General features: G+C 65.8%; 10 protein-coding genes. 2 read left to right on the forward strand and 8 right to left on the reverse strand.

Features of this window, described 5'->3' with window-relative positions; all coding sequences use genetic code 11:
- Positions 1–13 precede the first annotated feature (13 nt).
- The 8 genes from rseP to rpsB form a co-directional block, all read right to left on the reverse strand.
- Complete coding sequence (gene rseP, locus G3N98_RS25320; RefSeq protein WP_206149515.1) at positions 14–1,384, reverse strand: RIP metalloprotease RseP; 1,371 nt, start codon at positions 1,382–1,384, stop codon at positions 14–16.
- A gap of 11 nt (positions 1,385–1,395) precedes the next feature.
- Positions 1,396–2,592: a 1-deoxy-D-xylulose-5-phosphate reductoisomerase gene (locus tag G3N98_RS25325; protein WP_206149516.1), complete on the reverse strand. Its 1,197-nt coding sequence runs from the start codon at positions 2,590–2,592 to the stop codon at positions 1,396–1,398.
- A gap of 15 nt (positions 2,593–2,607) precedes the next feature.
- A complete protein-coding gene (locus tag G3N98_RS25330) occupies positions 2,608–3,429 on the reverse strand; it encodes a phosphatidate cytidylyltransferase (protein WP_206149517.1) in 822 nt (273 codons plus the stop codon).
- Positions 3,423–4,205 (reverse strand): polyprenyl diphosphate synthase, encoded by a 783-nt coding sequence (gene uppS, locus G3N98_RS25335; RefSeq protein ID WP_048248626.1) that lies wholly within the window; start codon positions 4,203–4,205, stop codon positions 3,423–3,425. The genes G3N98_RS25330 and uppS overlap by 7 nt, the downstream gene beginning before the upstream one ends.
- A gap of 49 nt (positions 4,206–4,254) precedes the next feature.
- A complete protein-coding gene (gene frr, locus G3N98_RS25340; RefSeq protein ID WP_039342717.1) occupies positions 4,255–4,815 on the reverse strand; it encodes a ribosome recycling factor in 561 nt (186 codons plus the stop codon).
- Positions 4,816–4,906: 91 nt separating this feature from the next.
- Positions 4,907–5,620, reverse strand: coding sequence for a UMP kinase (pyrH, locus tag G3N98_RS25345; protein WP_011352459.1), 714 nt, complete (start codon positions 5,618–5,620; stop codon positions 4,907–4,909).
- Between the two features lie 163 nt (positions 5,621–5,783).
- On the reverse strand, positions 5,784–6,665 hold the full coding sequence (tsf, locus tag G3N98_RS25350) for a translation elongation factor Ts (protein ID WP_089425944.1): 882 nt from the start codon (positions 6,663–6,665) through the stop codon (positions 5,784–5,786).
- 162 nt (positions 6,666–6,827) lie between these two features.
- Complete coding sequence (gene rpsB / locus G3N98_RS25355) at positions 6,828–7,568, reverse strand: 30S ribosomal protein S2 (RefSeq protein WP_006752149.1); 741 nt, start codon at positions 7,566–7,568, stop codon at positions 6,828–6,830.
- A gap of 378 nt (positions 7,569–7,946) precedes the next feature.
- Here rpsB and map point away from each other — a divergent pair, with 378 nt between their 5' ends.
- Positions 7,947–8,762: a type I methionyl aminopeptidase gene (gene map / locus G3N98_RS25360; RefSeq protein WP_089425689.1), complete on the forward strand. Its 816-nt coding sequence runs from the start codon at positions 7,947–7,949 to the stop codon at positions 8,760–8,762.
- A 45-nt stretch (positions 8,763–8,807) separates the two neighbouring features.
- On the forward strand, positions 8,808–11,384 hold the full coding sequence (locus G3N98_RS25365) for a [protein-PII] uridylyltransferase (RefSeq protein ID WP_206149518.1): 2,577 nt from the start codon (positions 8,808–8,810) through the stop codon (positions 11,382–11,384).
- The last annotated feature ends 117 nt before the right edge of the window (positions 11,385–11,501 follow it).

Consider the following 11,501-nt stretch of genomic DNA (forward strand, 5'->3'; position numbering starts at 1 on the left):
GCCGCCTGACGCTTCAGAAATGGATTAACCGAGCCAGATCGTTGAACAGCGCGATCGCCGACAATGCGACGATGCAGATCAACCCGGCTCTTTGCAGAATCAGCTGCCAGCGCTCCGAGACGGCTTTCCCGGTCGCGGCTTCAACCGCATAATATAACAGATGCCCCCCGTCCAAAACGGGAATCGGCAACAAGTTCAGGACGCCAAGGCTAATGCTGACAAGGGCGAGGAACGACAGGAACGCCGACGGACCGAGCCGCGCACTCTTGCCCGCGTAGTCGGCGATCGTCACCGGGCCGGACAGGTTCTTCAGCGACGCGTTGCCCGTGATCATGCGCCCGAACATCTTCAGCGAATACACGGAGATGTCCCACGTACGGTGCGCGCCGAGCTGCAGGCTTTCGATCGGCCCATATCGCACGTCGACGGACGGCGCATGCATCGACAGCGCCGCGCCGATACGGCCGACCTGCTGCCCCGACTCGTCGTCGCGCTGCATCTGCGGCACGATCGACACCGTCTGCGCGGCGCCGTCGCGCTCGATCTGCAGGTCGAGCGGCTTGCCCGCATGGTGTTTCACGAAATCGATGAAGCGCGACGCGCCGCCGATCGGCTTGCCGTCGAGCGCGACCAGCTTGTCGCCGGACTTCAGGCCGGCCTGCTCCGCCGCGCTGCCGGGCTGCACCGACGCGACCGACAGCGTGCCGCCGCCGGTCTCGAAGCCCAGATGGGCCATGAAATCGTCGTCGAGCTGACTTTCGGGAACATGGCGGAGGTCGACGCGGAAATCGAACGTCGTGTTGCCGTCGCGTGCGCCGAGCACGATCTCGCGGTGATCGAACGCAGCGGCCAGCAGCTTCCAGCGCAGGTCCGACCACGACCGCACCGGCTCGGCCTCGCCGCCCTGCGCGTTGCGGATCGACACGATCTTCTCGCTGCCGTCGAAGCCCGCGCGCGCCGCCACCGTGCCGGCGGCCGGCGGTGCGACGATCGCGGCCGGCTCGGTTACACCGGTGGCGAATACGACGGAAAACAGCGCGATTGCCAACAGGAAGTTGGCAATCGGCCCGGCTGCAACGATCGCGATGCGCTTGTAGACGGACTGCCGGTTGAATGCCTGGCCGAGCTCCTCGGGCGCGATGCCGGGGCCGGGATCGCGCTCGTCGAGCATCTTCACGTAGCCGCCGAGCGGCAGTGCCGACAGCGTCCACTCGGTGCCCGTCCTGCGGCTGACCCAGCGCGCGACGGGCTGGCCGAAGCCGATCGAGAAACGCAGCACCTTCACGCCGCACCAGCGCGCGACGCGATAGTGTCCGTACTCATGCACGACGACCAGCACCCCGATCGCCACCGCAAACGCGATCAGTTCGACCAGCACGTTCATGAGCACCCCATTCAGACAGTGCGCTCCACGCGTGGCGCAGGCGCTTTCGCAATGATCTCGGCGGCGAGGCGGCGTGCCTCGGCATCCGCCGCCAGGACATCCTCGAGCCCGTCGGGCGTACGGTTCGGCAGCGTGTTGAGCACAGCGTCGACCGTCGCCGCAATCGCCATGAAGCCGATGCGGCGCTCGAGAAACGCTTCGACCGCGACTTCGTTCGCCGCGTTCAATGCGGCGCTCGCGATGCCGCCTTCCTCAAGCGCCTTCAGCGCGAGCGCGAGGCACGGGAAGCGCGCGTAATCGGGCTTCTCGAACGACAGCTGGGCAATTTGCGCGAGATCGAGTTGTTCGACGCCCGCATCGACACGCTCGGGGAACGCGAGTGCGTGCGCGATCGGCGTGCGCATGTCGGGGTTGCCGAGCTGCGCGAGCACCGAGCCGTCGCGATACGACACGAGCGAATGGATCACGCTCTGCGGGTGGATCAGCACGTCGATGCGCTCGCCCGGCAGCCCGAAGATCCAGTGCGCCTCGATCACCTCGAGGCCCTTGTTCATCATCGTCGCGGAATCGACCGAGATCTTGCGGCCCATCACCCAGTTCGGGTGCTTGCACGCCTCTTCCGGCGTCACATCGACGAGCGTGGCCGGTTCGCGCGTGCGGAACGGGCCGCCCGACGCGGTCAGGATGATCTTCGAGATCCCGCCATGCTCGGCCGCGTCGCGCGGCATGCACTGGAAGATCGCGTTGTGTTCGCTGTCGACCGGCAGCAGGATCGCGCCATGGTCGCGCACGGCGTCCATGAAGATCGCGCCCGACATCACCAGCGCTTCCTTGTTCGCGAGCAGGATGCGCTTGCCGGCGCGCGCGGCCGCGAGGCTCGGCGCCATGCCGGCCGCACCGACGATCGCCGCGACCACCGTGTCGCAGCCATCGCTCTTCGACACGTCGACGAGCGCCTGCGGCCCGTGCAGCACGGTCGTCTTGCTGCTCGCCGCGCGCAGTTTCGCGTCGACGTGCGCGGCCGTCTCGGCATCGCCGACCACCGCCACTTCGGGCGCGAAGCGCAGGCATTGCTCGACCAGCTTGTCGCCGTTGCGGTGTGCGGTCAGCGCATAGACCGAGAAGCGCTCGGGATGGCGCGCGACCACGTCGAGCGTGCTGTCTCCGATCGAGCCCGTGGAACCGAGCAATGTCAGACGTTTTTGCATAAAAGAATGAGTGGTTTAACCAAGCAGCAGCATCGCGAGCGGCAGCACCGGCAGCAGCGCGTCGACACGATCGAGCACGCCGCCATGGCCTGGCAGCAGTCCGCTCGAATCCTTCACGCCCGCCTGCCGCTTCAGCAACGACTCGAACAGGTCGCCGATCACGCTGTACGCGACCAGCAGCGTCAGTGCGGCCCACGCGCCGGGCATCCCGTAGCGCACGGCGAACGCGGAAAACAGGGTCGGCTCGAACGCATGCACGGCCATCGCGACACCAGCGACGACCATCACGGCGAGCCAGCCGCCGATCGCGCCCTCCCAGCTCTTGCCGGGGCTGATCGTGATGGCCAGTTTACGCTTTCCGAAGGCCTTGCCCGCGAAGTATGCGCCGATATCGGCGAGCCAGACGACCAGAAGCAGCGACAGCACGAACGGCACGCCCTGCGCACGCGCCGCGACGAGCGCATGCCAGCAGGCCGCGAAGACCACGAGGCCGGCCGCGAGCAGGAACGGCCGCCAAACGCCGCCCGCGAGCTCGGGCTTGCGCCGCAGCGTGAACGGGCCGACCAGCAGCCAGAACACGCCGGCTGCCATGAAAAGGGGACGGGACGAAGCCGCATCGACGCCAAGCGGCGCCGTTGCCGCGAGCGCCAGCGCCGCGACGACTGCATAGACGACCGGGCCGGCGCCGCCGAGCTTGAGCAGGCGCGCCCATTCCCACGCGGCAAACACGAGCACGGCGCCGATCAGCGCGCCGAACGCGGTGAGCGGCGCGAACAGCGTCACCGGCAGCAGGACCGCCAGCATCGCGATCGCCGTGATCACACGGGTTTTCAGCATGAAAGGGAGTCGGCGTTCTGCGATTGCGGTTCGAGCTGTGCGCTCGTGCGGCCGAAACGGCGTTCGCGCTCCGTATACGACGCGATGGCGTCGGCCAGCGCCGCGCCGTCGAAATCCGGCCAGTACTTGTCGGTGAAATAGAATTCGGCGTACGCGAGTTGCCACAGCAGGAAGTTGCTGACGCGCTGCTCGCCACCGGTACGGATGAAGAGATCTGGCTCCGGCGCATAGGCCATCGCCAGGTGCGGCGCGAACGCGTCCTCGGTCACTTCGACCTCGCGACCCTCGCGCACGGCCTGCTCGACGAGCTTCTTCGTCGCCTGCAGGATGTCCCATCGGCCGCCGTAGTTGGCCGCGATGGTGAGCGTCAGACGGGTATTGCGCGCCGTCTTGGTTTCGGCGCGGCGAATCAGCTCGCGGATGCGCGGCTCGAAGCGGTCGAGATCGCCGACGACACGCAGGCGGATCCCGTTCGCGTGAAGCTTGCCGACCTCGCGCTCGAGCGCGGTGATGAAGAGGCGCATCAGGAACGACACTTCGTCGTTCGGACGGCGCCAGTTCTCCGAACTGAACGCGAACAGCGTCAGGTATTCGACGCCGGCGCGCGCGCAGCCTTCGACCACCGCCCGCACGGCATCGACGCCGCGGGTGTGCCCCGCGACGCGCGGCAAGCGGCGTTCGGTCGCCCAACGGCCGTTGCCGTCCATGATGATCGCGATGTGACGCGGCACGACGCCGACGTCAGGCACGCGAACGGTAGAGCTGGTATAGGTCATGGCCGTTGAGACAGTAATGCGGGAAGAAGGCGGCGCGCGAGGACGGTCGTCAGACCGTCATGATCTCGGCTTCCTTGCTCTGCACGAGCTTGTCGATTTCGGCCACGTGCTTGTCGGTCAGCTTCTGCACGTCGTCGCTCGCACGGCGCTCGTCGTCTTCCGAGATTTCCTTGTCCTTCACGAGCTTCTTGAGCGCTTCGTTCGCGTCGCGGCGCAAGTTGCGGATCGCGACCTTGGCGGTTTCGCCTTCGCTCTTGACGACCTTGGTCAGCTCGCGGCGGCGCTCTTCCGTCAGCGCGGGCATCGGCACGCGGATCAGGTCGCCGGCGGTGGCCGGGTTCAGGCCCAGGTCGGCTTCGCGAATGGCCTTCTCGACCTTCGCGACCATGTTCTTTTCCCACGGCTGCACGCCGATCGTGCGCGCATCGACGAGCGTCAGGTTGGCGACCTGCGAGATCGGCACCATCGAGCCGTAGTAGTCGACCTGCACGTGATCGAGCAGACCGGTGTGTGCACGGCCCGTACGGATCTTTGCCAGATCGTTCTTGAACGCTTCGATCGAGCGCTGCATCTTTTGCTCGACGCCCTTCTTGGTATCAGCGACACTCATTTCAACCTCCGAACCTTCTAACCTTCAAAGAACACGGGCCCCGCCCGGCGCATCGGGTGCGCCGCGGCCGATGACCCGCATCCGCGGGAGTTTACACGTGGACGAGCGTACCTTCGTCCTCGCCCAGCACGATGCGCTTGAGCGCGCCCGGCTTGTTGATCGAAAACACGCGAATCGGCAGCTTCTGGTCGCGGCACAGCGCAAAGGCCGTCGCGTCCATCACCTGCAGGTTGCGGCTGATCGCCTCGTCGAAAGTGATCGTCGTGTAACGCGTGGCCGACGGATCCTTCTTCGGATCGGCAGAATATACGCCATCGACCTTGGTCGCCTTCAATACGACCTCGGCGCCCACTTCCGAACCACGCAGCGCGGCGGCCGTGTCCGTCGTGAAGAACGGGTTGCCCGTACCGGCCGCGAAGATCACGACGCGGCCTTCCTCGAGCTGGCGGATCGCACGGGGCCGGATGTACGGCTCGACGACCTGGTCCATCCGCAGCGCGGACTGCACACGCGCCTCGATGCCGGCGTGGCGCATCGCGTCCTGCAGCGCCAGCGCGTTCATCATCGTCGCGAGCATCCCCATGTAGTCTGCCGTCGCGCGATCCATGCCGGCCGCGCCACCCGCGACACCACGGAAAATATTACCGCCACCGATCACGACCGCGAGCTGCGTACCGAGACGCACGACTTCGGCGATATCGGCCACCATCCGTTCGATCGTCGCGCGATTGATGCCGAAGGCATCGTCGCCCATCAGCGCTTCGCCGGAGAGTTTGAGGAGGACGCGTTTATAGGCATTGGACATAGGGGCTTCCGAGCGACGAGAGGATGACAACCACGAACTGTAGGGGCGAAATACTGATTCGGGCAAGCGCCGACGGTCGGACCGGGTTTCCCGGCCGGCCGGCGGCGGCGCCGACCGCGGCGGAGCGGACGCCCGCCGCGGATACTGCCTGACTGCTTACGGCTTACTGCTGCTTTGCTGCTGCGACTTGCGCGGCCACTTCGGCGGCGAAGTCGTCCTGGCGCTTCTCGATGCCTTCGCCGACGACGAACAGCGCGAACTTCTGCACTGCGGCATCTGCTGCCTTCAGCATCTGCTCGATCGTCTGCTTGTCGTTCTTCACGAACGTCTGGTTCAGCAGCGACACTTCCTTCAGGTACTTCTGGACGCTACCGTCGACCATCTTCGCGACGATTTCAGCCGGCTTGCCCGATTCCGCAGCCTTCTGCTCGGCCACGCGGCGTTCCGTCTCGATCAGTTCCGCCGGCACGTCAGCCGACGACAGCGCGACCGGCTTCATTGCCGCGATGTGCATCGCGACGTCCTTGCCGACCTGCTCGTCCGCGCCCGTGTACTCGACGATCACGCCGATACGCGCGCCGTGCAGGTACGTTGCGATCTTGTTCGCGGTTTCGAAACGGACGAAACGGCGGATCGAGACGTTCTCGCCGATCTTGCCGACCAGCGCCAGGCGCACTGCGTCGACCGTCGAGCCTTCGAGCGGCAGCGCCGACAGCGCAGCCACATCAGCCGGGTTTTGCGTCGCGACGAGTTCTGCAACCGTCTTCGAGAATGCGAGGAAGTCGTCGTTCTTCGCGACGAAGTCGGTTTCGCAGTTCAGTTCGACCAGCGAGCCTGCGTTGCCGCCGACGAACGAGGCGACGACGCCTTCTGCCGTCACGCGCGATGCCGCCTTGCTCGCCTTGTTGCCGAGCTTGACGCGCAGCAGCTCTTCAGCCTTGGCCAGATCGCCGTCGGCTTCCGTCAGCGCCTTCTTGCACTCCATCATCGGTGCGTCGGTCTTTGCGCGCAGTTCTGCCACCATGCTTGCGGTAATTGCCGCCATCATTCGCTCCTTGAGTCTGTATTCACAACGCCGCCCGCTTGGACGCGAACGGCCGAGATTCGTTTCCGGACCCGCACCAATCAGGCGCGATCAGGTCCGGCGCACAAGCTTAAAAAAAGGGGGCCTGTTGAGAGCCCCCTTTTTGCGCCGGCTCGGGGCCAGTTACGCGTTTTCCTCGACGTACTCGTCGTCGCCGCGTGCGGCCTGGACCACTTCGTTGACCGCGTTCGCACGGCCTTCGAGGATCGCATCGGCCACGCCTTCAGCGTACAGCGCGACTGCCTTGCTCGAGTCGTCGTTACCCGGGATCACGTAATCCACACCTTCCGGCGAGTGGTTCGTATCGACCACGGCGATGACCGGCACGCCCAGCTTGTTCGCTTCGGTGACAGCAATCTTGTGGTAGCCGACGTCGACGACGAAGATCGCGTCCGGAATGCCGCCCATGTCCTTCACGCCGCCGATCGACTTTTGCAGCTTGGCGATTTCGCGTTCGAACAGCAGCGCTTCCTTCTTGCTCATCTTTTCGAGCTCGCCTGCCTCGACTGCCGCTTCCATGTCCTTCAGGCGCTTGATCGATACCTTCAGCGTCTTGAAGTTGGTCATCATGCCGCCGAGCCAGCGTGCGTTGACGAACGGCATGCCTGCGCGCTGCGCTTCCTGGGCGATCGTGTCACGCGATTGACGCTTCGTGCCGACGAACAGGATCGTGCCGCGGTTCGCTGCCAGCTGGCGCACGTACTTCTGTGCGTCCGTGAACATCGGCAGCGTCTTTTCGAGGTTGATGATGTGAATCTTGTTGCGGTGACCGAAAATGAACGGAGCCATCTTCGGGTTCCAGAAGCGCGTCTGGTGACCGAAGTGGACACCCGCTTCCAGCATTTGGCGCATCGTAACTGCCATGTAAATTCTCCACGAGGGTTGGGTCTTAAGCCGGCCGCCGTACCGCCGCGCGATCCCGCCCCGAAGGGCACGAATTCCGCGCGGCCGGCACCCTGGTTGCGCCGGCTTGCGATTCGACACGTGCAAACGCCCGTGCCGCAAGCCTTCCATCCGCGATGCCGCCCCAACATGGGGCAAGCTCGGCAATTGGATATCGACTTAGCCAAAGAGTATAGCACGCCGATTTGTCCGCTCTCAAGTCGCTCACCACTTTCGCTTGCCGCGCGGCAGCCGGCCGGACAATCCGCGAAAACCCGCATCCGCACCGCCGGCAGGGGCTGCGAGGCCTGCCAGAAGGTGCGATAATCCGTCAATTCACCGCATTCCAGGCATACCTCGATGGCTATTACGCTCAAAAACGAACACGATATCGCCGAGATGCGCGTCGCCTGCCGTCTCGCGAGCGAAGTGCTCGACTTCATCACGCCGCACGTCGTCGCGGGCGTCACGACCGCCGAACTCGACCGCCTCTGCCACGAGTTCATGCTCAACGAACAGGGCACGATCCCGGCGCCGCTGAACTACCAGCCGCCCGGCTACCCGCCGTACCCGAAGGCCACCTGCATTTCGGTCAACGACGTGATCTGCCACGGCATTCCCGGCGAGAAGGTGATCAAGAACGGCGATGCGCTGAACATCGACATCACCGTGATCAAGAACGGCTACTTCGGCGACACGAGCCGCATGTTCATCGTCGGCGAGGGTTCGATCCTCGCGAAGCGCCTCGTGCAGACCACCTACGAATGCATGTGGCTCGGCATCGACCAGGTCAAGCCCGGCGCGCACCTCGGCGACATCGGCTACGCGATCCAGAAGCACGCGGAAGCGCAGGGCTACAGCGTCGTGCGCGAATACTGCGGCCACGGCATCGGCACGGTGTTCCACGAAGATCCGCAGGTCGTCCACTATGGCCGCCCGGGCACCGGCATCGAACTGAAGGCCGGGATGATCTTCACGATCGAGCCGATGATCAACGCCGGCAAGCGCGACATCCGCACGATGCCCGACCAGTGGACGGTCAAGACGCGCGACCGCAGCCTGTCGGCGCAGTGGGAGCACACGGTGCTCGTCACCGAAACCGGCTACGAGGTGCTGACCGTGTCGGCCGGCACGCCGGCGCGCCCGGTGTTCTCACAACCGGCCGCCGCCGTCTGAGCGCCGCCGCGCCAGCCCGCCCCACCCGCACCTGAACGGCCGCCCATGAGCGCTCACGCTGCCCCCTCGCCCGAAGCGCTGTCGCGGCGCGCCGAATTCAAGGCCGCCAAGACGGAGATGCTCGAGCGCTTTCGCCGCGCGGCGAACGTCGCGTCGCTGATGCACGCGCTGTCGAAACTCACCGACGAGGCGCTGAAGCGCGTGTGGGACGACTGCGGGCTGCCCGCGACGCTCGCGCTCGTCGCCGTCGGCGGCTACGGGCGCGGCGAGCTCGCGCCCTATTCCGACGTCGACATCCTCGTGCTGCTGCCCGATGCGCACGATCCGGCACTCGACGCGCGCATCGAGCGCTTCATCGGCATGGCGTGGGATCTCGGCCTCGAGATCGGCAGCAGCGTGCGCACGGTCGCGCAGTGCATCGAGGAAGCGTCGCATGACGTCACGGTGCAGACCTCGCTGCTGGAAGCGCGCCGCATCGTCGGCAGCACCGCGCTGTTCGAACGCTTCACGGTGCGCTACCACGAGGCGCTCGACGCCCGCGCGTTCTTTACCGCGAAGGTGCTCGAGATGCGCCAGCGCCACGCGAAGTTCCAGGACACGCCGTACAGCCTCGAGCCGAACGTGAAGGAAAGCCCCGGCGGGTTGCGCGACCTGCAGACGATCCTGTGGATCGCGCGCGCGGCCGGTTTCGGCAGCAGCTGGCGCGAGCTCGACACGCGTGGTCTCATCACCGATCGCGAGGCGCGCGAACTGCGTCGCAACGAAGGTTTCCTGAAGACGCTGCGCGCGCGGCTGCACGTGATCGCCGGCCGCCGCCAGGACATGCTCGTGTTCGACCTGCAGACGCAGGCCGCCGAGAGCTTCGGCTATCAGGCGACGCAGGCCAAGCGCGCGAGCGAACAGCTGATGCGCCGCTACTACTGGGCCGCGAAAGCCGTCACGCAGCTCGCGACGATCCTGATCCAGAACATCGAGGCGCAGCTCTTCCCCGCGACGAGCGGCATCACGCGCGTGCTGTCGCCCGACCGCTTCGTCGAAAAGCAGGGCATGCTCGAGATCGTCGACGACGGCGTGTTCGAACGCCACCCCGACGCGATCCTCGAAGCGTTCCTGCTGTACGAGACGACCCGTGGCGTGAAGGGCCTGTCCGCCCGCACGCTGCGCGCGCTGTACAACTCGCGCGAGATCATGAACAACACGTGGCGCCGCGATCCGCAGAACCGCGACACGTTCATGCGGATCCTTCAGCAACCCGAAGGGATCACGCACGCGTTCCGTCTGATGAACCAGACGAGCGTGCTCGGCCGCTACCTGCTGAACTTCCGCCGCATCGTCGGCCAGATGCAGCACGACCTGTACCACGTGTACACGGTCGACCAGCACATCCTGATGGTGTTGCGCAACATCCGCCGCTTCGCGGTGGCCGAGCACGCGCACGAATATCCGTTCTGCAGCCAGCTGATCGGCAACTTCGAGCGCCCGTGGGTGCTGTACGTCGCGGCACTGTTCCACGACATCGCGAAGGGCCGCGGCGGCGATCACTCGACGCTCGGGATGGCCGATGCGCGGCGCTTCTGCCGCGAGCACGGCATCGCCGGCGACGATGCGGCGCTGATCGTGTGGCTCGTCCAGCATCACCTGACGATGAGCCAGGTCGCGCAAAAGCAGGACACGAGCGACCCCGAAGTCATCAAGCGCTTCGCCGAAGTCGTCGGCAACGAGCGGTACCTCACCGCGCTGTACCTGCTGACCGTCGCCGATATCCGCGGCACGAGCCCGAAGGTATGGAACACGTGGAAGGGCAAGCTGCTCGAGGACCTGTACCGCATCACGCTCGCGGTGCTCGGCGGGGCCAATCCCGACGCGCATTCGGAGCTGAAGTCGCGGCAGGAGCAGGCGCTCGCGCTGCTGCGTCTCGAAACCGTGCCCGACGACGCGCATCGCGCGCTGTGGGACCAGCTCGATATCGGCTTCTTCCTGCGTCACGACGCGGCCGACATCGCGTGGCAGACACGCGTGCTGTACCGGCACGTGAATGCCGAAACCGCGATCGTCCGCGCGCGGCCGTCGCCGATCGGCGACGCGCTGCAAGTGCTCGTGTACGTCAAGGATCGCCCCGACCTGTTTGCGGGCATCTGCGCGTATTTCGACCGCAACGGGCTGTCGGTGCTCGACGCACGCGTCAGCACGACGCGGCACGGCTATGCGCTCGACAACTTCATCGTCACGCAGACCGAACGTGACGTGCGGTATCGCGACATCGCGAATCTCGTCGAGCAGCAACTCGCGTCGCGGCTCACCGAAACCGCACCGCTGCCGGAGCCGTCCAAGGGCCGCCTGTCGAGGCTGTCCCGGACGTTTCCGATCACGCCGCGCGTCGACCTGCGAGCCGACGAGCGCGGCCAGTACTACATCCTGTCCGTGTCGGCCAACGACCGGCCGGGCCTTCTCTATTCGATCGCGCGCGTACTCGCCGAGCATCGGATCGGCGTCCATGCGGCGCGGATCAATACGCTCGGCGAACGCGTCGAGGACATTTTCCTGCTCGCGGGTGCCGGCCTGTCCGACAACCGCCTGCAGATCCAGCTCGAAACCGAATTGCTGCGTGCGATCGCAGTCTGAATGAATCCCAGCGTTTATGCGCACCAAATTAACCGTCAAGAATCCGAAGCCGGCGTCGCCGACCCGCGCCCCTGTCCGCTCCGGCAGCCTCGTCGCCCGCAAGGCGGTGCGTCCCGC

It is taken from the genome of Burkholderia sp. Tr-20390, assembly GCF_017104595.1.
Classification (GTDB): domain Bacteria; phylum Pseudomonadota; class Gammaproteobacteria; order Burkholderiales; family Burkholderiaceae; genus Burkholderia.